Annotated in this window: 15 protein-coding genes and 10 pseudogenes; 21 read left to right on the top strand and 4 right to left on the bottom strand. The window is 50.1% G+C overall.

Annotated elements, in window-relative coordinates:
- Positions 1–24: 24 nt before the first annotated feature.
- The 20 genes and pseudogenes from ACOTYB_RS19080 to dbpA all read left to right on the top strand — a co-directional run.
- A pseudogene (locus ACOTYB_RS19080) lies at positions 25–81 on the top strand (type VI secretion system contractile sheath small subunit); the annotation flags it as partial.
- A pseudogene (locus ACOTYB_RS19075) lies at positions 81–287 on the top strand (OmpA/MotB family protein); the annotation flags it as partial. The pseudogenes ACOTYB_RS19080 and ACOTYB_RS19075, both read left to right, overlap by 1 nt.
- A 5-nt stretch (positions 288–292) precedes the next feature.
- Positions 293–784, top strand: coding sequence for a type VI secretion system effector Hcp (gene hcp / locus ACOTYB_RS19070; protein ID WP_009653685.1), 492 nt, complete (start codon positions 293–295; stop codon positions 782–784).
- A gap of 173 nt (positions 785–957) precedes the next feature.
- Positions 958–3363 (top strand): annotated as a pseudogene (gene tssH, locus ACOTYB_RS19065) (type VI secretion system ATPase TssH); the annotation flags it as partial.
- A pseudogene (locus ACOTYB_RS19060) lies at positions 3356–5308 on the top strand (DUF2345 domain-containing protein); the annotation flags it as partial. The pseudogenes tssH and ACOTYB_RS19060, both read left to right, overlap by 8 nt.
- A 244-nt stretch (positions 5309–5552) precedes the next feature.
- A pseudogene (locus tag ACOTYB_RS19055) lies at positions 5553–6666 on the top strand (T6SS effector phospholipase Tle3 domain-containing protein); the annotation flags it as partial.
- Between the two features lie 15 nt (positions 6667–6681).
- Complete coding sequence (locus tag ACOTYB_RS19050) at positions 6682–7494, top strand: effector protein Tle3 domain-containing protein (protein ID WP_421765868.1); 813 nt, start codon at positions 6682–6684, stop codon at positions 7492–7494.
- Positions 7495–7755 carry a PAAR domain-containing protein gene (locus ACOTYB_RS19045; RefSeq protein WP_220153092.1) on the top strand — a complete coding sequence of 87 codons (261 nt, stop codon included), beginning with the start codon at positions 7495–7497 and terminating at the stop codon, positions 7753–7755.
- A pseudogene (locus ACOTYB_RS19040) lies at positions 7721–8317 on the top strand (DUF2345 domain-containing protein); the annotation flags it as partial. The gene ACOTYB_RS19045 and the pseudogene ACOTYB_RS19040, both read left to right, overlap by 35 nt.
- A gap of 1 nt (position 8318) precedes the next feature.
- A complete protein-coding gene (locus ACOTYB_RS19035; RefSeq protein WP_233093796.1) occupies positions 8319–9143 on the top strand; it encodes a T6SS immunity protein Tli3 family protein in 825 nt (274 codons plus the stop codon).
- 32 nt (positions 9144–9175) lie between these two features.
- Positions 9176–9367 carry a hypothetical protein gene (locus tag ACOTYB_RS19030; protein WP_252010625.1) on the top strand — a complete coding sequence of 64 codons (192 nt, stop codon included), beginning with the start codon at positions 9176–9178 and terminating at the stop codon, positions 9365–9367.
- Positions 9357–10832: pseudogene (locus tag ACOTYB_RS19025) on the top strand (T6SS effector phospholipase Tle3 domain-containing protein). Before ACOTYB_RS19030 ends, ACOTYB_RS19025 begins: the two are co-directional and overlap by 11 nt.
- A complete protein-coding gene (locus ACOTYB_RS19020; protein WP_421765867.1) occupies positions 10813–11292 on the top strand; it encodes an effector protein Tle3 domain-containing protein in 480 nt (159 codons plus the stop codon). The pseudogene ACOTYB_RS19025 and the gene ACOTYB_RS19020 overlap by 20 nt, the downstream one beginning before the upstream one ends.
- An 88-nt stretch (positions 11293–11380) precedes the next feature.
- Positions 11381–11644: a PAAR domain-containing protein gene (locus ACOTYB_RS19015; RefSeq protein ID WP_032648447.1), complete on the top strand. Its 264-nt coding sequence runs from the start codon at positions 11381–11383 to the stop codon at positions 11642–11644.
- On the top strand, positions 11644–12003 hold the full coding sequence (locus ACOTYB_RS19010; RefSeq protein ID WP_250018401.1) for a hypothetical protein: 360 nt from the start codon (positions 11644–11646) through the stop codon (positions 12001–12003). Before ACOTYB_RS19015 ends, ACOTYB_RS19010 begins: the two co-directional genes overlap by 1 nt.
- Positions 12004–12099: 96 nt before the next feature.
- Complete coding sequence (locus tag ACOTYB_RS19005) at positions 12100–12588, top strand: hypothetical protein (protein WP_045337435.1); 489 nt, start codon at positions 12100–12102, stop codon at positions 12586–12588.
- A gap of 316 nt (positions 12589–12904) precedes the next feature.
- A complete protein-coding gene (locus ACOTYB_RS19000) occupies positions 12905–14035 on the top strand; it encodes a methyl-accepting chemotaxis protein (RefSeq protein ID WP_022651306.1) in 1131 nt (376 codons plus the stop codon).
- A gap of 90 nt (positions 14036–14125) precedes the next feature.
- Positions 14126–15109 (top strand): zinc transporter ZntB, encoded by a 984-nt coding sequence (gene zntB, locus ACOTYB_RS18995; protein ID WP_023314230.1) that lies wholly within the window; start codon positions 14126–14128, stop codon positions 15107–15109.
- Between the two features lie 280 nt (positions 15110–15389).
- Positions 15390–15536, top strand: a complete 147-nt coding sequence (locus ACOTYB_RS18990) for a hypothetical protein (RefSeq protein WP_275427718.1) — start codon at positions 15390–15392, stop codon at positions 15534–15536.
- Between the two features lie 57 nt (positions 15537–15593).
- Complete coding sequence (gene dbpA, locus ACOTYB_RS18985) at positions 15594–16967, top strand: ATP-dependent RNA helicase DbpA (protein ID WP_110108454.1); 1374 nt, start codon at positions 15594–15596, stop codon at positions 16965–16967.
- Between the two features lie 43 nt (positions 16968–17010).
- Here dbpA and ttcA read toward each other — a convergent pair whose 3' ends face one another.
- The 3 genes and pseudogenes from ttcA to ACOTYB_RS18970 all read right to left on the bottom strand — a co-directional run bounded on the left by ttcA (position 17011) and on the right by ACOTYB_RS18970 (position 19520).
- Positions 17011–17946: a tRNA 2-thiocytidine(32) synthetase TtcA gene (gene ttcA / locus ACOTYB_RS18980; RefSeq protein WP_003856923.1), complete on the bottom strand. Its 936-nt coding sequence runs from the start codon at positions 17944–17946 to the stop codon at positions 17011–17013.
- A gap of 49 nt (positions 17947–17995) precedes the next feature.
- A pseudogene (locus ACOTYB_RS18975) lies at positions 17996–18454 on the bottom strand (tyrosine-type recombinase/integrase); the annotation flags it as partial.
- An 8-nt stretch (positions 18455–18462) separates the two neighbouring features.
- Positions 18463–19520: pseudogene (locus ACOTYB_RS18970) on the bottom strand (IS3 family transposase).
- Between the two features lie 41 nt (positions 19521–19561).
- Between ACOTYB_RS18970 and ACOTYB_RS18965 the strand changes: the two are divergent.
- Positions 19562–19729, top strand: a pseudogene (locus ACOTYB_RS18965) (DUF4113 domain-containing protein); the annotation flags it as partial.
- Between the two features lie 134 nt (positions 19730–19863).
- On the opposite strand, the gene ACOTYB_RS18960 reads toward ACOTYB_RS18965, so the two are convergent.
- A complete protein-coding gene (locus ACOTYB_RS18960) occupies positions 19864–20745 on the bottom strand; it encodes an arginase family protein (protein WP_045894467.1) in 882 nt (293 codons plus the stop codon).
- Positions 20746–20763: the final 18 nt, after the last annotated feature.

The following is a 20763-nucleotide window of genomic DNA, read 5'->3' as shown; positions in this document are numbered from 1 at the left end:
GCCGGGGATGGCTCGGAAGAAAGCATAAAACTGAATTTCTCCGATATTAAGGATTTCGAACCTGAACAGGTTGCCCGCCAGATACCGGCGACGTGCCGGAGAGCTGTTTTGCGGTGCAGGGCTATGGTGAAAGCCGTCCTGTCGCCACCAACGACACGGCTGAAGGGCGTGCGCTGAACCGCCGTGTCGAAATCAGTCTGGTACCGCAGGCGAATGCCTGCCAGGCGCCGGGCACGACCCATGCGTCATCGCAGGATGATGGCGCTGATAACAATGTAACGGAGTAATTAACATGGCAATTCCAGTCTATCTGTGGCTGAAGGACGACGGCGGCGCGGACATTAAAGGGTCTGTGGACGTTCAGGATCGTGAAGGCAGTATCGAAGTGGTGGCCCAGGAGCACAACCTGTACATCCCGACCGATAACAATACCGGCAAGCTGACCGGCACCCGTATCCACACGCCTTTCCTGTTCACCAAGGAAATCGACTCCTCCAGCCCGTACCTGTACAAGGCGGTGACGACCGGCCAGACCCTGAAATCTGCCGAGTTCAAATGGTACAGAATCAATGACGCAGGCCAGGAAGTGGAGTACTTCAACACGAAGCTTGAGAACGTGAAGCTGGTGAAAGTGAATCCGAAGATGCATGACATCAAGGATCCTGCTTTCGAGAAGCACAACCACCTCGAGCAGATTGAACTGCGCTACGAAAAAATCACCTGGACCTACAAGGACGGCAACATCATTCATTCCGATTCCTGGAACGAACGCGCCACTGCGTAAGTCCCCCGAGCAGACGGTCAGCCGTCTGCTTTTTTTGCTGAGCGCCTGTACTGACGGGTGGTCAGCAAAGAAAAACACAATCTGCCTGCCCGACCTGATGCGCTTTGGGTTCCTGAATAACAGGGAACAGCGACGGGCGGTAGCGTGTCCGGAACTGATAAAGAGAGAGTCTCATGGAAAATCCAGCCATCCTGTTACGCCGTCTTAATCCTTACTGTGCCCGCGCGATGGAAGGGGCCGCTTCCCTGTGCCAGACCCGCGCCCATGCGGAAATACTGCCTGAGCACTGGCTGCTGAAACTGCTGGAGCAGGGTGAGGGCGACCTGACGGTGCTGGCGCGGCGCTACGAATGGGATATGGATACGATATGGCAGGATATGCTGGGTTTTCTGGACAGCCTGCCACGGTCAGTGCGCAGCCGTCCGCAGCTTTCGGAGGGCGTGCAGTCACTGATGCAGGAGGCCTGGCTGCACGCCTCGCTGTCGGGGGAAGAACATATCCGCAGCATTCACCTCCTGATGGCTCTGGTGGAAAAACCGAAACTGCTGCGCTGCGACGGCCTGTGGCCGCTGCTGACGCTGGCGCAGAGCCAGCTTGAGCGCCTGCGTGGACTTCTGGATGCGCAGTCGGATGAACGCCCGGAGGTGCAGCAGGAAGCGGAGCTTACGCAGGGGAATGAGGTGGAGTTTGTCGGCCGTCCGGTGAATGCGGATATAAAAGGAGAGCTGAACCCGGCGTTGCAGAATGCGCTGGACAGGTTCACCCTCGACGTCACCGCCCGCGCCCGTGAGGGCAGAATCGACCCGGTCTGTGGCCGCGACAATGAAATCCGCCAGATGGTGGACATTCTTTCCCGGCGGCGCAAGAACAACCCGATTCTGGTCGGCGAACCGGGAGTCGGCAAGACCGCGCTCGTGGAAGGACTGGCGCTGCGCATTCATGAGGGTAATGTGCCGGACGCGCTGAAGCCGGTCTCGGTGCGCACCCTTGACCTCGGCCTGTTACAGGCCGGGGCGGGTGTGAAGGGGGAATTCGAGCAGCGCCTGAAAAACATCATCGACGCGGTGCAGCAGTCACCCCTGCCGGTTCTGCTCTTTATTGACGAGGCGCACACCATTATCGGCGCCGGCTACCAGGCGGGCGGCGCCGATGCGGCCAACCTGCTGAAACCGGCGCTCGCCCGCGGTGAGCTCAGAACCATCGCCGCCACCACCTGGAGTGAGTACAAACAGTACTTTGAGCGCGACGCCGCGCTGGAGCGTCGTTTCCAGATGGTTAAAGTTGATGAGCCGGACGACGACACCGCCTGCCTGATGCTGCGCGGACTCAAGTCACGCTACGCGGAGCACCATGGCGTGCATATTACCGATGAAGCGGTTAAAGCCGCCGTCACGCTCTCCAGACGCTATCTGACCGGACGCCAGCTTCCGGACAAGGCGGTGGATTTGCTGGATACCGCCTCTGCCCGTATCCGTATGAGCCTCGACACTATTCCGGAGCCGCTGACCCGCATGAAGGCGCAGCTCACGGCCCTGGCTATGGAAAAGCAGGCGCTGCTGGAGGATATCGCGGTGGGCAATACCGCCCACGGCGAGCGTCTGGCGGCCATCGGAGAGGAAGAAGTCGCCATCATTTTGCAGCTCGACGAACGGGAAACCCGGTACGGCCAGGAGCTGGCGCTGACGCAGGAACTGCTTGCCTGCCGCACGGATATCTCCCGCCAGGGAGAGATTGCGGACCTTCAGATGCAGCTTACTGCCGTGCAGCAGAATACCCCGCTGCTGGGGCTGGATGTGGACGCGCGTACGGTTGCCACCGTTATCGCCGACTGGACCGGCGTACCGCTCTCCTCATTAATGAAGGACGAACAGACCGAACTGCTGAGTCTGGAGCAAAACCTCGGCGTACGGGTGGTCGGCCAGGACAGTGCACTGAATGCCATTGCGCAGCGCCTGCGCGCCAGCAAAACCGGTCTGGCGCCGGAGAACGGCCCGCAGGGCGTGTTCCTGCTTGTGGGGCCGAGCGGCACCGGCAAGACCGAAACCGCCCTGGCGCTGGCCGATGAACTGTTCGGCGGTGAGAAGTCCCTTATCACCATCAACCTTTCGGAATACCAGGAGCCACACACCGTCTCGCAGCTTAAGGGCTCACCGCCGGGCTACGTGGGTTACGGCCAGGGCGGCATTCTGACCGAAGCCGTCCGTAAGCGCCCGTACAGCGTGGTGCTGCTGGATGAAGTGGAAAAGGCGCACCGGGACGTGATGAACCTGTTCTACCAGGTGTTTGACCGGGGTTTCATGCGCGACGGCGAGGGACGGGAAATTGACTTCCGCAACACGGTGATTCTGATGACCTCCAACCTCGGCAGCGACCTCATCATGCAGATGCTGGAGGAGCAGCCGGAGGCGACAGAGCCGGACCTGCATGAACTGCTGCGTCCTGTCCTGCGGGACCACTTCCAGCCCGCGCTGCTGGCGCGCTTCCAGACGGTGATTTACCGTCCGCTGGCGCAGGCAGCGATGCGCACCATCGTGGAAATGAAGCTGGCGCAGGTCAGTAAACGCCTCAACCGTCACTATCTGGTTCCGCTTCACCACCGACACGCGCCTCAACATTGACGTGGTGGAGTTTTACGACAGCCGGCAGGGGTATGAGAAAGGCCTGACGCTGCCGTCGGTGCCGCCGTCAGGGCAGCACTCGCAGGGGGTGGACTCGGTGTGGGATATGGAGAGCCGTCATAAGGTGGTCCAGAAGGCGGTCAGCACCCGCGACTACAACTACCGTCAGGCCACGCAGGACATGAACACCCTGGTGGATGCGACCCGCGGGGATGTCACCACGTACGGTGAGGCCTATCACTGGGCGGATAACTACCTGACGGCGGGAACGTCCCATGACCGCAATCCGGCCGCGGAGTCCGGGGCGTTCTATGCCCGCATCCGGCACGAACGTTACCTGAATGGCCAGACGCAGACCGTTGCCTTCACCAGTTGTCCGGTGATCTCTCCGGGTATGCTGCTGAAAGTCACCGGCGGGTACGAAGTGGCAGACGTGTTTGCGCAGGGCGTGGTTGTCACGGCGATGCACAGCCATGCACGGCGTGATGAGGACTTTGGCGTCAGGTTTGACGGTATCCCGGACAGCCCGGATTTCAGTTTCCGCCCGGAGCCGGGTTCACGTCCGGTGATGGCAGGTACCTTACCGGCCCGCATCACCAGTACCACTGAAAATGACATCTACGGGCATATCGATAAAGACGGCCGCTACCGCGTCAACATGCTGTTTGACCGTGAGAACTGGGAGACCGGGTTCGAGAGTCTGTGGGTCCGTCAGTCCCGCCCGTATGCGGGTGACACGTACGGCCTGCACCTGCCGCTGCTGGCGGGTACCGAAGTGGCGATAGGTTTTGAGGACGGCAACCCGGACCGGCCGTACATTGCCGGTGTGCTGCACGACTCGGCGCACGGCGACCACGTCACCATCCGCAACTACAGACGCAACGTGCTGCGCACGCCGGCGAACAACAAAATCCGCCTCGACGACGAGCGCGGGAAAGAGCATATCAAGGTCAGCACGGAGTACGGCGGCAAGAGCCAGCTGAATCTCGGCCATCTGGTCGACAGTGAGAAACAGCAGCGCGGCGAGGGGTTTGAGCTCAGAACCGACAGCTGGGGCGCCATCCGGGCGCAGAAGGGGATTTTTATCAGTGCTGACGGCCAGGCGAAGGCGCAGGGGCAGGTGCTGGAGATGGAGCCTGCACTCGCACGGCTTTCAGCAGCATTAGTGGAAATGGAATCCCTTGCTGCCTGCGCACAGCAGGCTCAGGCTCTGGCTGCCGATGTTGGCCGTCAGCAAAAACTCCTGAAGCAGAAAATCGAACAACTGCATGAAGAGGTGATTCTGGGCAGTGCGCCAAAAGGCATGGCACTGGTGAGCGGCGAAGATATGCAGCTATCAGCCAGTGATAATATGACGCTGACAGCGGGTAAACAGCTGGATGTCGGTGCGCAGAATGACTTTACGCTGGCGGCCGGTAAACAACTCAGCCTGTACAGCCGTGAAGGAGCAAAACTGTTCAGCTCGCAAAACGACATTGATATTCAGGCGCAGGGCGGAAACATCACCACGTGGTCCACGCAGGATACGCATGTTTCAAGCGGCAGGAAAATGGTCATTACAGCACAGGACGAGCTGACGCTGATTTGTGGTGGTGGCTACATCAAAATCAGCGGCGGAAATGTTGAGATTGGTGGTCCGGGTAAACTGCTGATTAAGAACACGGGCATCAGGAAAGCGGGCACGGGCAGTATGCAGGGGGTGATGAAGTCGTTTGAACCTTCTACGTTTGATGAGAAATTTGTCATCAGAAATGCATTAACCCAAGAGCCGCTTCCAGGAAAAGCCTATAAAATAACTATGCCAAACGGGTCAGTTGTCACTGGTATAACAGACGCGCAGGGGGCAACGACGCTTAATTCTTCGGATTTGATAGATGATATGATAATAACACTTACTGGTCGTTAAATAATATTAATGGAATACATATGTTAGGATTAATACTCTTTATAATGTGTTTATATTCTCTTGTAATTGGTAGCATCTTATATATTTTTGTTGGCTTTTTGCATAAACCTATTGATGGTGGGTGGAAAAAAACAGGCAAGTGGTGTATGTGTGTGGTTTTATCATATTTAATTATATATATCCTCCAATCACATGGTGTCCTAATAATAAGATAAGTGGCGGCTTGTCTAATAGATAAAAAAGGATGCTTCTAATGAGTGAAAAAACAGATACAACCAGGACTTTAGAGTTAAAGTATGACGACAATGGAAAACCTTCATGGCGTTCATGCCCTTCTCATAAGAATATAAAGGTCCGCGGAGGATGTGATTTACCTCCTCATCCCCCTGGTTTGATAATACTCGTCCATGGGGTTAACTCAACAGGTGAATGGTATCAAAATGCGGAAGAGTCTCTCTGCAAAGGATTAAATGACAGGTTAGGGCTCAATGGTTCTCAATTTGAATTGAAGCCGAACAAATATAGTACAGATTGTGAGAAGGAGGAAGGGAAAAGTAACTCGTCACCTTCACCTTTAGCTCGTAGAAAACTTATTGAAAATTCTGAGCGCTCTCCAATCATTCGATTCTATTGGGGGTATTCTTCTGTGAGGGGGGAAGAGGATAAATATTTTATTCCGTTAGCTAATGCGGATGGTGAAGATTATCATGAAATGAAAAGAACAGGTATAAAACAAGATGACATTCAAAAAAAAGGGCCATATATATGGGGAGGTGGCCCATTCCAAAATGGCACGAATAACTTACACTCGCTTTGGAGTGACTATGGATTCGATGAGAATCTGGCGGGAATCTCTGGAGCAAAACTTCAGTATTTCAATGAAAATAAAGATAGACTTTTAACAAATGCTCCACCAAGAAAATACTATTCACATGCAGCTAAGAGATTAGCAGATCTTTTAGACCTTATCCGGGATAAATATCCAAATGATACGGTTAGTATTATCTCTCATAGCCAAGGGACAATGATTTCGCTAGCCGCAGTCGCATTAGCAAAAAAAAGGGCCAGATACTCTTTTTATATTAAACTCCCCTTATGCAATGCATAATAGCCAGCTTAATGAGCTTTCAATTCCTCAGAAAGAGAGAATTTCTTCAAGCGGACGCGAAAATACATTATCATCAATAATTGAAAAAATTGCAAAGCAATCCACGCATCTGTCCTCTGTGGGTTATAAAGGGTTATGTGTAGGCAAGTTTACTGATAAAACGAATTGGAAGCCTGAAGGTGAGAATGTAATACGGGCTGGAAAAATACAAGAGCGTGATAATCATGGCAGTACGTATATTTATTTTTGCCCTCATGACCGAGTTATGGGGTCATTACCGCTTCGCTCGATAGGGTGGCAAGGGCTACCTAATGATAAAAATGGTAATCCACATCCATTAATTGTGAAATTTAAAAATAATTTGTACCAGAGGATGTTGGCCAGGAATACGCCATGCGGTTCTTATCCTGATAAGCAGACACCATTTGGTACTTTACCTGATGGAAAACCATTTTGGGATGATGATGGTGATAAATATCAAAGTAGTAGCATTACATATCCTGACCCTCCAAAATGGCAAACAGTGTTTGTAAATGCAGAGAAAGTCCCTGAGCCTATTAATCCCAGTGAGCTGGCCGAATTTGACGAAACCAGAGTAGGTAAAGAGCATGGCTCAAAACAACAGGATGGTTGGGGTGAGATAGCCCCTAAAACTGGAAAGAAAAATGACAATACATATGATAACTATGTCAATTTATATCCAAACCAAGATGTCGTAATCGGCTATAAGGAACTTCCAAGTGGTTATGTGCAAGAGATAACAAGGAAGGAAACTTTCGAAGAAAAAGATAAAAGGTTACGAACTTATGTTTCTCAACCAACAGATCACAGCACACTGCCCGGAAACAAGGAATTTATGACCAGAGTAGTAGCTTATGATTTACCGATAGGTTACTGCGATGCTACATGGGATAAAGAATTTCTTTCAACGCTCCGATATCTTGCTGATTGGACCACTGGCGCAGACCCTTATATGAACACTGGGGTTGTTGAAAGAATTAATGAACCTTCAATGATAAGTCGGGAAACGGGTATCGAGGAAATTATTCGAGAAAAGGCAAAGGAGTATGGTCATTAAATGAGTAGATACGTCGTTGTTTTAGGGGATGCCACTTCGCATGGTGGCAAAGTTACATCAGCCTCATCCAGTTTCGATATAGCCGGTAAAAATGCCGCACTTTTGAATGATACTGTCAGTTGCCCGGAACACGGTATGAATAAAATTATTGAATGCGATGTTTCTGCGTATGAAGAAAACGGGCGTGGAATTGTATTGCATGGCTGCAAGACGCAGTGTGGTTCGAGTGTCATTGCAAGTTATGCAGCTATCAGTCAGTGATAATCTTACGCTGACAGCGGGTAAACAGCTGGATGTTGGTGCGCAGAATGACTTTACGCTGGCGGCCGGTAAACAACTCAGCCTGTACAGCCGTGAAGGGGCAAAACTGTTCAGCTCGCAAAACGATATTGATATTCAGGCGCAGGGCGGAAACATCACCACATGGTCCACACAGGATACGCATATTTCAAGCGGCAGGAAAATAGTCATTACAGCACAGGACGAGCTGACGCTGATATGCGGTGGCGGCTACATCAAAATCAAAGGCGGGAATGTTGAGATTGGTGGTCCGGGTAAGCTGCCGATTAAGAACGCGGGTATCAGGAAAGCGGACATAGGCAGTATGCAGGGGGTGATGAAGTCGTTTGAACCTTCTACGTTTGATGAGAAATTTGTCATCAGAAATGCGCTGACAAAATAACCTATACCAGGTAAAGCGTACAAAATCACCATGCCAGATGGTTCTGTTGTTTCCGGTATTACAGATGCTTCTGGAGCAACGTCACTCAATTCTTCTGATGTTATCGGCAATATGATTATCAGCTTAGTAAAGGCGAATTAAGATGAGATGGAATCAGTCAGACAGGAAAGTCCTTACAATTATAGCCATTATTGGTGTATTCCTGTATGCCATTTATAAAGGCTTACAGTTCCTGGCAGGAGCCAGTATGGGAGCCAGTTTTGGGGTGGGTCTGGGAGGAATGAGCGGTTCTCAGAAGGTAGAAGAGTCACGAAAAGTTGAAACAGATGCTCCTGCTCAAATTATTTATCGCATAGATAAAAATCGATACCTGACGCTGGAAAACTACATATCCTGTGATAGGGGTGGACAAGTATATTACAATGACTCTCAGAGGGGAATAAAAACACACCTGGGATGGGATAACGATTTTTATGACTTCTCATATCGCCGGGGAAATAATATTGCGGCTTATCAAGGCTCTATTATTAATGGGGCGGATAATGGTTATCTGGCATTCCCTGGCGCATCTACCAGACAATATTGTGGTAGTGGAAGGTCAGAAACAGGTTGCCCTGTGTTTTTCTTCTTTTCAGCGGATCATGGGAACACATTTATATATAAAATTGTAGCTATGGAATACAGCACCCCAGAACGTTTTAGTCAGCTTAAAGTAGTAGTGGCTAATGATGGTGTTTATCTAAGGGATGAGTCTAAAACGGAGGATAGCTATTCTCGCCCTACAGGTCTCAATGACCTTAGCTCAGTGAATAAATTAAGGTTTTCTGACGGCAATTTAATCAGTGTTTATGATGACTGGCAGAAAAAAATTGATGAGTTAGTGAAAGAAGAACTGATAAGAAAAAAATGCCCTATGCAAACGAGTATGGACCTAGATTTCATATATTCGACTATCTCAGAACATTAACGCCACCGAAAACACATGAGGAAAGGAATTTAATGGCAAACGAATTGTCTGAAATCCAGATTAGGATTGAAGATGAAGTTTATAAAGATGGAATTAAATTTCCGAAGCCTTCAACGTCAAGTATTGATGTTAAATATCAATGTAATAAAAATATTAAAGCTAAAGCCATCACATATACTAATGAGTCAAATGGGAAAAAGGAGGTGGTGAAAAATGAACAATAATTATGAACCTGTTCGGGAACTTGAATGTAAGTTTGATGATAATGGGCATCCTTCCTGGCGTTCATTTCCCTCTCATAAAAATTGCCAAATCAGAGGTGGGTGTGATTTACCTCCACATTTGCCTGGAATTATTATTCTTGTACATGGTGTTAACTCGACAGGAGAATGGTTTTCAATTGCTGAGGACAAAATTTGTGAAGGCCTGAATAAGAGACTTGGATTAAAAGGGACTGATTATAAACTGGTGGCTAATAAATATTTTTCTGATGAAAAAATAGAGATTGAACCTCTTATAGAAAGAGATTTGCCTGTGCCTAAGAAGGAAACCTCTCCAGTCATTCGCTTTTACTGGGGGTATGCTTCACCTAAAGGTAATGAAGATAAATATGATATACCGTTAGCCAATAGGAAAGGCGTTGATTACCATCACTTAAAAAGGCAAGGCATGCCTCATGAAAATATTATTGCTCAGGGGCCATTTTTCTGGGGCGGCGGGCCATTCCAGAACGGTACAAATAATCTGCACTCTTTATGGAGTGAGACAGGGTTTAAATAGAGAGTAGCAGGTATCAAAGTCCAGTGGTTTAATGAAGACAAAGATCGCCTGTTAACCAATGTGCCACCGCGAAAATACTACGCGCATGCTGCAAAACGCCTTGCAGACCTGGTTGACAGTATTCGTAATAAATATCCCAAAGATACAGTAACCATTATTTCTCACAGCCAGGGAACCATGGTTGCAATGGCTGCGGTAGCGATAGCCAGGAATGCACCTGATGCATTATTTGTACTTAATTCTCCTTATGCACTGGATCATAACGATCTTAATGGGGCGTCACTTCCGGCAGATGAGTGCATTTCGCCAGAAGGGCGGCAGAATACGTTATCTGCCATCATTGATAAGGTGGCTTCCAGAAAAAATCATTTATCATCACTGGGCTATGAAGGGCTTTGTGTCGGACAGACGGCAGATAAAAAGAACTGGCGACCAGATGTCGCTCTTGCCAGTGAAAGTGGCAGCAGTCTTGCCGAACGAGATAACCACGGACGCACTTATATTTACTTCTGTCCTCATGATCGAGTTATGGGGTCACGTCCGCTACGCTCAATTGGCTGGCAGGGATTACCCAATAATTCTCAGGGGCAGCCTCATCCTCTGCTGAAAAAGCATCAGGGAAATTTATTTCAGCGCATGCTGGCTCGCAGTACTCCATGTGGCGAAGCGCCAAATCCCGCAACACCTTTTGCAAAATTGCCGGATGGTAAACCGTTCTGGGATGATAAAGGCGACAAGTATCAAAGCAGTAGTTTCACCTATCCAGATCCACCGGAATGGCAAACGGTTTTTATTAATGCCGAAAAGGTACCTGAACCTATAGATGCTGCAAAATTAGCTAATTTTGATGTATCACGTGTTGGAGTTGAACACGATGACAGACAGATAGATGGCTGGGGGGGAAATTAATCCGGATATAAATCTAAAAAACGACAATACCTATGACAATTACATCAATTTATACCCCAATCAGGATATTGTGATTGGATTTAAAAATGTGGGAACTGAATCTGAGCCCCGAATGGTGCCTGTGACCCGTAAGGAGACATTTGAAGAAAAGGATCTTCGCATAAGAACCTATGTTTCTCAGCCCACGGATCATAGTACTCTTCCTATGCGTGCTGATTTCATGTCTCAGGTGGTGGCATATGATTTACCGATTGGGTATTGCGATGCAACCTGGGATAAAGAATTTATGGCAGATTTACGGCGAAAAGCGGACTGGACGCAGGGAGACGATCCTTATCTCTCCAGTGGAGAGCCAGACAAAGTACCTGAACCTGATTTAATTAGTCAGGACACTGTTGTTGATGAATTTTATAAAGAGCAAAGTAAGCTGCCAGCATATAGAGCTGTAAATAAAGCATAAACACACTTCGGTAGGTTGTTGTTCAGTGAGTTTGCTAAAATTCAACGCTATATAGTCAGTTGTTTTCTTCGAATTAAAGGATTAGCAAATGGGGAAATTTGTCGTCGTTTTAGGGGATGCCACTACGCATGGTGGCAAAGTCACATCAGCCTCATCCAGTTTCGATATATCCGGTAAAAATGCCGCACTTTTGAATGATACCGTCAGTTGCCCGGAACACGGTATGAATAAAATTATTGAATGCGATGTTTCTGCGTATGAAGAAAACGGGCGTGGAATTGTATTGCATGGCTGCAAGACGCAGTGTGGTTCGAGTGTCATCGCAAGTATGCCGGATATGGAGGTTGGCTGATGGGATGGTCTCTGCCGGAAGTGCCTGAAAAAGAGCAGGCACCATCCTGGTCACCGTGGAACTGTCTGTTGATTATTATTCTCGGACTTTTCACCGGGCTGCTTGTTGCTGTACTGAAATCTCCGGCGACAGGGTTACTTTCATTGAGCAGTGGGGCCTGGTTGCCACTGACGGCCTGGACATTTGCGGGCATTTCGGCTGCCATCGCGGTCTACACTTTCAGGCAGGAAATGCTGGCAGTTCGTGTCTGGAACTGGAATGAGTGGTGCCGGAACATGCGTCTGAAGTGGCGCTTGAGGAGCAGCTTCGTCTGCTTTCCATTTTACCTGCCGGGCAACCCCTGTCAGCAGCGCAGCTAAACCAGACCGAACAGCATCTTCAGCAGTTGATTGCCAGCTATGCTCTGCTGAAGCACCAAAAAGAATAATGAGACTGGCGAAAAACACGGAGTTGACATGTCAGCAAGAGAGCGTTTTTTTAAGAAAGTGCAACAGAGTATCGGGGACAAACCGATCTATGTTAATACGGCTGAGGCCGAAGTCAGGGCGTTTTGTGAGCGGATGGAGGATCTTGCGCAGCAAATCATTACATGGTTTGAAGGTTCTGGTATTGAAATATTTTTATCTAAAAAACATATCACCGATTTAAGTACGGTTGGCTACAGCCTTAGTAGCGGTATATGTCGTTATGCTATTACGACGATCATTTTGCAAAATGGGGATCGCAGCGTCACCATTATGCCAGAACAGGTGATCAGGGGGGCGGAGAAGGGGTGTGTGACGATGAGTATTACTGTCCCCGATAGTCTGTCGGGGGCAAGGATATTCCATTTAAGCATGGCGCCTGAAGCAGGCTGGTATATTCGTCGCGGGCATCAAAGTGCAAAAGAGAATATCCTCATGACTGAGGACTGTTTTTTCCAGTCTATCGACTGTCTGGCCTGAACGTCAGCCACCCTAACGGAAGGGGCGTGCAATAACGTAGTTAATATATATTAACTACGTTAACTTATTAAGCACCACTAAACATCGGCACTCTACAGTATCTCTCCTTAAATATATAATTACCGTTATTGAAGGAGTATCAGTAACCAAACGACAAGCCAGATATTTACCGTAACACATGCTTTTTATCCGCCTTAAGTAAAACTGCACATATCAAACTGCAAAACAACAAACCAGCGACGAACGTGAGGACAAATTCGTATGGCAATGCTATAACCCTTAATGCCAACCAAAATATAATGTCCCAGGAAAACGTATGCTAAGAAATATTAGTGTCAGAACGTTCATTGTCTATTTCCTTTTATGTGTATTTTTGGTAAGTGATGGAGTTATAGCGCTATTTTCACGGAATTCTTCGCTTTTTATTGCAGTCATAATTGTACAATTCATCGCCTTATTTTTACTCTGGGCGTACATGACAAAATATCTTGTGACGCCGATCAATACGGTGAAAAAAAGTATTGAAGAAGTGACGTCAGGCAAACTTGGCGTGTCGATACCTGAATTTGGCAACAATTGTGCAGGACGCCTGATCCCGGGGATTAATAGTCTCTCCAGCAACATTGCAACGCTGGTCCGTGAGATCCGCGCCTCCTCGCAAACTGCGATGACCCTGTCAGATCAACTCTCTTCACGCAGCGCGCAGCTTTCCGTCAAAACAGAACAGCAGTCAGCTTCGCTGGTGCAAACGGCAGCCAGCATGGAAGAGATGGCTGCAAGTACAAAAAATAATGCCGACAATACCCGTTTAGCCAGCGAACAGGCGAATCTCGCGACGTTGCAGGCGCGTAAAGGCGGAGAGTTAATGGGGCAGGTCGCGAACAATATGCAGTCGATTACCGACTGCGCCCAGCAAATGACAGAGATTATCTCGCTGATTGACGGTATCGCTTTTCAGACCAATATTCTGGCGCTTAACGCCGCCGTTGAAGCGGCAAGAGCGGGCGACCATGGTAAAGGGTTTTCTGTGGTCGCGGGCGAAGTGAGAAGCCTTGCGCATCGTAGCGCCGAAGCGGCAAAAAATATTAAGTCATTGATTGAAGTTACCAGCCATAACGTGACACAGGGCGTTAACGTGGTCTCTGAAGCCGAAAAAAATATGCATGATATTGTTACCGGTTCGGGCAATGTGAGCAGACTGATGGATGAAATATCCGCCTCAACATCAGAACAGGAAAAAGGTATTTCACAAATTACGCAGGCATTGTCTGAGCTTGAACGCGTAACGCAGAGCAATGTGTCGATGGTTGAAGAACTCAATGGATCGTCAGATGTGCTGCGCAATCAGGTGATTGAGCTCCAGACACGAACACGTAATTTCCGTCTGGAAAATGAGCTCCAGGCTGACAATGCGTTAAGAAGCCGCGAATGGGCGGTGAATTCCTGAGCGTATTCAGGACGATGCCTCACATAATTATTGCTTAACCCTCGGCGAAAGCTAGACTGACACCGAAAGAGATAAAACGGTGGAGGCGCTGTGGAGAGCATCAAAGGGTCTGAGGTTAACGTACCTGACGCAGTTTTTGCATGGGTGTTTGATGGACGTGGCGGCGCAAGGCCGCTTGAAGATCAGGATCATATCGACAACGAACATCCATGCTGGCTGCACCTCAACTACACGCACCCGGACAGCGCCGAGTGGCTCGCGTCCACGCCGCTATTGCCCAACAACGTTCGGGATGCGCTGGCGGGAGAAAGTCTCAGACCCCGCGTCAGCCGGATGGGTGAGGGGACGTTAATTACGCTGCGTTGTATAAACGGCAGTACGGATGAGCGTCCGGATCAGCTGGTGGCCATGCGTGTTTATATGGATGAACGGCTGATTGTTTCCACCCGCCAGCGAAAAGTGCTGGCGCTGGATGACGTCATTAACGATCTGAAAGAGGGCACGGGGCCTACGGATTGCGGCAGCTGGCTGGTGGATGTGTGTGATGCGCTGACCGATCATGCCAGCGAGTTTATAGAAGAACTTCACGATAAAATCATCGATCTGGAAGATAACCTGCTCGATCAGCAAATTCCTCCACGTGGTTTTCTGGCGTTGCTGCGTAAGCAGCTCATCGTGATGCGCCGCTATATGACTCCCCAGCGCGACGTTTATGCGCGGCTGGCCAGCGAACGCATGAGCTGGATGAACGACGATCAGCGCCGCAGAATGCAGGATATCGCTGACCGGCTCGGACGTGGTCTGGACGAGATTGACTCATGTATTGCCAGAACGGCAGTCATGGCGGATGAGATAGCCCAAGTAATGCAGGAGTCGTTAGCCAGGAGAACGTACACCATGTCGCTGATGGCGATGGTCTTTTTACCGAGTACCTTCCTGACGGGGTTGTTTGGCGTAAACCTCGGAGGGATCCCCGGCGGTGAATATCACTATGGCTTCACGACATTTTGCGTCATGTTAGTGGTTTTGATTGGCGGTGTTGCGTGGTGGTTGCATCGTAGTAAATGGCTGTAAATTTACGCTTTTCTGTGGCAGAGTCGGCTTCAAAACGACATTTTAATTGAGCGAAGTCAATAAACTCCGACCATGTTAGGTGCAATATTACTACCGCAGGTGAATGCAACGTCAAGCGATGGGCGTTGCGCTCCATATTGTCTTACTTCCTTTTTTTGAATTACTGCATAGCACAATTGATTCGTACGACGCCGACTTCATAGTCGGCTTTTTTTTGCCTCCTGTTTATCTGCGTCTACCCTTTAGGGGTCAGCACCCTAATCTGGAGGAAAAGATGAGTATGCTACTTGCCCTGCAACGCCTGAACACCTGGCAGTCCGATCCGGTGCCCACCGATCCGACGCCGATACCTGACCCTGTCCCACGTCCGCAGCCGATGCCGGATCCACCACCGGATGAAGAACCGATTAAATTGTCGCATCGTTAGCGCAGATCTGCGAGGATACGCGCCATCTGACTGCAATCATTACCACGAGAGTATATTGTGACCGCTTTTTCCACGCTGAACGTTCTGCCTGAAGCCCAACTGACTAACCTGAATGAGTTGGGCTACCTCACTATGACCCCTGTCCAGGCCGCCGCGCTGCCGGCTATCCTTGAAGGCCGTGACGTGCGCGTGCAGGCGAAAACCGGCAGTGGAAAAACGGCTGCATTCGGGCTAGGCCTGTTACAACACATTGATGCAACCCTGTTTCAGACTCAGTCCCTGATACTCTGCCCGACGCGCGAGCTGGCCGACCAGGTCGCGGGTGAGCTGCGTCGTCTGGCGCGTTTTTTGCCTAACACTAAAATTTTAACGCTCTGCGGCGGGCAACCGTTTGGTGCGCAGCGCGATTCCCTTCAGCACGCGCCGCATATCATTGTGGCAACGCCGGGCCGTCTGCTCGATCACCTGCAAAAAGGCACCGTTTCACTCGATGCACTGCAAACGCTGGTGATGGATGAAGCTGACCGCATGCTGGATATGGGCTTCAGCGATGCGATTGACGAAGTGATCCGCTTTGCGCCAGCCACGCGTCAGACGCTGCTCTTTTCTGCCACCTGGCCTGAGGCGATTGCGGCGATCAGCGGGCGCGTGCAGAAGAACCCGCTGACCATTGAAATCGATACTGTCGATGCGTTGCCGGCGATTGAGCAGCAGTTCTTCGAGACATCGCAGCAGGGCAAAATTCCACTGCTACAAAAATTGCTGAGCCAACACCAGCCAGCGTCCTGCGTGGTGTTCTGTAATACCAAAAAAGACTGTCAGGCGGTGTGCGATGCCCTGAATGATGCCGGGCAGAGCGCATTATCGCTGCATGGTGATCTGGAACAGCGCGATCGCGATCAGACGCTGGTGCGTTTCGCTAACGGCAGCGCTCGCGTGCTGGTTGCAACGGATGTGGCGGCCCGTGGCCTGGATATTAAATCGCTTGAGCTGGTGGTGAATTTCGAACTGGCATGGGATCCGGAAGTGCATGTCCACCGCATCGGGCGTACTGCGCGTGCGGGTAACAGTGGTCTCGCCATCAGCTTCTGCGCACCTGAAGAGGCGCAGCGCGCTAATATTCTTTCGGAAATGCTGCAACTGAAACTCAACTGGGTGAATACCCCAGGTAATATCAGCATCGCTCCGCTGGCGGCGGAAATGGCCACCCTGTGCATCGACGGCGGTAAAAAGGCCAAAATGCGTCCCGGTGACGTTCTGGGGGCGTTAACAGGGGATATGGGTCTCGACGGGGCAGATATTGGCAAGATCACGGTCCACCCTGCGCATGTCTACGTAGCGGTTCGCCAGTCGGTTGCGCATAAGGCCTGGAAACAGTTGCAGGGCGGGAAGATTAAAGGGAAAACCTGCCGCGTTCGACTGCTGAAGTAAGCTTAAAACGCGTCTCAGAAACGATATCTGAGACGCTGCCAGGTTACTTGACTTCTACCACGTTCAGGCGCAGTTCATCGAATTGCGCATCCTCTTCCTCTGGCTGCCAGCCAGCAGGCTGCATCGGGATCTCTTCGCGATCAAACGCCAGATCCCCGCCATTCACCACTTCTGAACCGTGGTTAATCCCTTTGAAATCGAACAGTTCAACGTCGGCGAGGTGCGAAGGCACCACGTTCTGCATGGCGCTGAACATGGTTTCGATGCGGCCCGGATAGCGTTTATCCCAGTCACGCAGCATGTCGCCAATGACCTGACGTTGCAGGTTCGGCTGTGAGCCGCACAGATTGCACGGAATGATAGGGAAGGCTTTGGCCTGAGAGAAACGCTCAATGTCTTTCTCGCGGCAGTAGGCAAGTGGGCGGATCACGATGTGTTTGCCGTCGTCGCTCATCAGCTTCGGTGGCATTCCCTTCATTTTGCCGCCGTAGAACATATTCAGAAACAGCGTTTGCAGAATGTCGTCCCGGTGATGGCCAAGCGCAATCTTGGTGGCACCCAGTTCGGTTGCGGTGCGGTACAGAATGCCGCGACGCAAACGTGAGCAGAGCGAGCAGGTCGTTTTGCCCTCTGGGATCTTCTCTTTAACAATGCCGTAGGTATTCTCTTCTACGATTTTGTACTCAACGCCCAGGTTATCAAGGTACTCCGGCAGGATATGCTCCGGGAAGCCAGGTTGTTTCTGATCGAGGTTAACCGCGACCAGGGAAAAGTTCACCGGTGCGCTTTGCTGTAGATTACGCAGGATCTCCAGCATGGTGTAGCTGTCTTTACCGCCCGACAGGCAGACCATGATGCGATCGCCTTCTTCAATCATGTTGAAGTCTGCAATGGCTTCGCCCACGTTACGGCGCAGTCGCTTTTGCAGTTTATTCAGGTTGTATTGCTCTTTCTTTGTATTTGATTGATTTTCTTGCATTTATTACTACCTTCGGAGCCAATAGGGGCATAATAGGGGCAAAAATTTTTCAGCGTGCCAGCTTATTGTTAAGCATCAGCACCTGTTCGCCATTCATTTCTTCAATCCACGCACCGTAGACTTCATAAACCATTTGCGCGTTTTCATGCCCCATCTGGCTGGCTATGAAAGACGGGTTAGCGCCGGCAGATAAAAGCCAGCAGGCAAAAGTATGCCGCGTATGGTACGGATTCCGGCGGCGAATACCAGCACGTTTTACAGCTGCGTTAAATCTGGAGCCGATACTCGATAAAGAGTAGTAGGCTTTCTGTTTGCCCTTGCGCATCCTGGGCATGAAAACAAATCGCAGGTTTTGATATTCCATCGCACCATATTCGCGGTGATGAAAAACAATCTCGGTTTTGGGCTGTAACGAAGTCAGTGTACGCTGTGCCTTCAAGGCCTCTAGTGCTGGCTCTAGTAGCGTGATAACTCGATCACCTGCATCGGTTTTTGGTGGGACGAACATTGAAGTGGTCAACTAAAACTGGCCACGGCTTTAGAGTTTTTCCAGTATCGGTTTTCCGATTCGTTTGGGGGTAACTCACCGTTATAGTCATGCGGCCTTACCGAACTGTAATACCCGACGATATAGTCTGTGATCGCATGAGCTGCTTCGCTAAAGTTTATATAGCCTGTCACTGGCACCCACTCGTTTTTCAGACTTCTGAAGAAGCGTTCCATCGGGCTGTTATCCCAGCAGTTTCCGCGTCGGCTCATACTTTGCCTGATCCGGTAACGCCACAATAACTGCCGGAACTGCCTGCTTGTGTAGTGGCTACCCTGGTCACTGGGGAACATTACTCCCGCTGGTTTACCTCGGGTTTCCCACGCCATTTCCAGCGCTTTGATGGTTAGCTTGCTGTCCGGTGAGAATGACATTGCCCAGCCTACCGGTTTCCTGGCGAACAAATCGAGAAAGTGGGTGGGTTGCTGACAACTAACCAGTCCCAGTTCTTTCATGAGTCTGCCGGCAAGCCAGCGTCCCATTCTGAAACCTCTCAGGGTTGCCATAATGGCGATACTCCTCGCGCCAGCAGAGCCATGGCTAATGTTATGCAGCTCCAGAACCTGGCTACGTAATACAGCCCGCTTGCCGTCTGGCTTTTCGGGGCTTTTCACCCAGTATTTGTAGCTGCTGCGATGAACCCCGAACACCTGGCAGAGTGTGACCACAGGATACTGCGCTCTGAGTTTTTCGATTAACGAGAACTGTTCAGGGAGTCTGACATCAAAAGCGCGGTAGCCTTTTTTAATATGTCGTTTTCCATTTCAATGCGTTGTAGCTTTTTCTTTAGCTCACGTATTTCAATCTGTTCCGGGGTTATAGGGGAGGCTTTAGGTATTTTACCCTGTCGTTCATCCCGTAACTGCTTTACCCATCGCGTCATGGTAGAAAGCCCCACGTCCATAGCACTGGCCGCAGCTGCAACGGTGTAGTTCTGATCAAGGACCAGTTGAGCGGATTCGCGTTTAAACTCTGCGCTGAAATTTCTTTTTTCATTGGGACACCTGTATTGTTCTGAGATGAGCATATCACCTCTGTTCAGGTGGCCAAATTCAGTAAACCACTTCAGCCGGAAGCGAAAGGTTGATGGAAGTGCTCGATCACCTGAACGCTAAAGATGGAAAAGGCACGCTCTACTTTGCCGGGCAGGGAATACAGCAGCAGTGGCAAATGAAGCGAGAAATGCTGTCGCCTCGATATACCACGAGATATTCAGATTTGCTTAGAGTCCGATAAATAATACTGATGTCTTAGTCCGCTCTGTGCTAGAAGCGGACAATGGAATGTGAAAGTTGCAGTACTTCCAATACGTTATGTAAGTAGTCCGCACATCATGTAATCGAATGTGCAGACCACATTAGATCTGGCCTTCACTCGTTCATGATGGGAATCTTCTTAAGAAACTCTTTAAGATTCCAGGCATCCCAAGGCAAATGCTCAGTAATACCAATGATCACGATTTCGGTTTCAGCAGATACATCACGGATTATTCTAAGCGTCTGGGCGAGATTTAATTTTCCTACTGGATACACCGCCTGCCAGTCAAACTCAGGCTCGGGTTCGGCGAACAGCAGTGAACGGAAGACGTCCGGATTCAATACATCCAGATCCAGATGCACAGCAAGTTTGCGGATATTCTGTTCTTTTATCCAGCTAGTAATCTTGTCGCTGTTCTCGTAAAGCTCGCCCGGTCGGGCTATCCGCAGACCAAGTGCGTTGATAAAGGCTGTCTCCTGCTCAGTCAGCCCCTCTTCAATCAGACCGGCATACATAACGCGAGAGGGCTTCACCGGGGTCTTCACTTTAGAAGCGAACTCCGGATCGCCACCGCCCAAAAGATTTCCCAGCACCATTGTATGGCCGTTGGTAAAGTCGACTGGTGTTTTCACATCAGGGTGTGAATCGATCCACAGTACACCCATGTCACCATTGTGCCTGTCGTTCATCCAGGCAAAGGGAGCCTGGTCAACAAGACAGTCACCGCCAAACACCACAATATGATCTGGCTCTTCCTTTTCCAGGATAGCCAAGGCCTCATCATGCTGGCTGAGTAACTGCTGGCGATAAAGCAAACCTTCTTCCGGTTCTGGCGTGTCCGGATTGAATTCCGGTACGCTTATGGTGTGCAGAGGAGCGCGCGTCTCTGGAGAGAGCCAGTGCAGCAGCCGGGCACCAAATCCGTAGAGCTCCTGATTGCCTCCCTGCCACTGTGGAAATAAAATCCTGATCGTCTTTTTAGTCTTGTCAGTCATTTTGACGTCCTTTATTAG

Source organism: Enterobacter cloacae complex sp. IR5450 (assembly GCF_049238665.1).
Lineage (GTDB): Bacteria > Pseudomonadota > Gammaproteobacteria > Enterobacterales > Enterobacteriaceae > Enterobacter > Enterobacter hormaechei_C.
The sequence above is the reverse complement of the archived record's forward strand: the minus strand, read 5'-3'. Positions and strand labels throughout refer to the sequence as shown.

Excerpts from the sequence above, each read along its gene's own strand:
- hcp (WP_009653685.1), top strand. The coding sequence starts at position 293 with ATGGCAATTCCAGTCTATCTGTGGCTGAAGGACGACGGCGGCGCGGAC.
- ACOTYB_RS19050 (WP_421765868.1), top strand. The coding sequence starts at position 6,682 with ATGGGGTCATTACCGCTTCGCTCGATAGGGTGGCAAGGGCTACCTAAT.
- ACOTYB_RS19045 (WP_220153092.1), top strand. The coding sequence starts at position 7,495 with ATGAGTAGATACGTCGTTGTTTTAGGGGATGCCACTTCGCATGGTGGC.
- ACOTYB_RS19035 (WP_233093796.1), top strand. The coding sequence starts at position 8,319 with ATGAGATGGAATCAGTCAGACAGGAAAGTCCTTACAATTATAGCCATT.
- ACOTYB_RS19030 (WP_252010625.1), top strand. The coding sequence starts at position 9,176 with ATGGCAAACGAATTGTCTGAAATCCAGATTAGGATTGAAGATGAAGTT.
- ACOTYB_RS19020 (WP_421765867.1), top strand. The coding sequence starts at position 10,813 with ATGGCTGGGGGGGAAATTAATCCGGATATAAATCTAAAAAACGACAAT.
- ACOTYB_RS19015 (WP_032648447.1), top strand. The coding sequence starts at position 11,381 with ATGGGGAAATTTGTCGTCGTTTTAGGGGATGCCACTACGCATGGTGGC.
- ACOTYB_RS19010 (WP_250018401.1), top strand. The coding sequence starts at position 11,644 with ATGGGATGGTCTCTGCCGGAAGTGCCTGAAAAAGAGCAGGCACCATCC.
- ACOTYB_RS19005 (WP_045337435.1), top strand. The coding sequence starts at position 12,100 with ATGTCAGCAAGAGAGCGTTTTTTTAAGAAAGTGCAACAGAGTATCGGG.
- ACOTYB_RS19000 (WP_022651306.1), top strand. The coding sequence starts at position 12,905 with ATGCTAAGAAATATTAGTGTCAGAACGTTCATTGTCTATTTCCTTTTA.
- ACOTYB_RS18990 (WP_275427718.1), top strand. The coding sequence starts at position 15,390 with ATGCTACTTGCCCTGCAACGCCTGAACACCTGGCAGTCCGATCCGGTG.
- ttcA (WP_003856923.1), bottom strand. The coding sequence starts at position 17,946 with ATGCAAGAAAATCAATCAAATACAAAGAAAGAGCAATACAACCTGAAT.
- ACOTYB_RS18960 (WP_045894467.1), bottom strand. The coding sequence starts at position 20,745 with ATGACTGACAAGACTAAAAAGACGATCAGGATTTTATTTCCACAGTGG.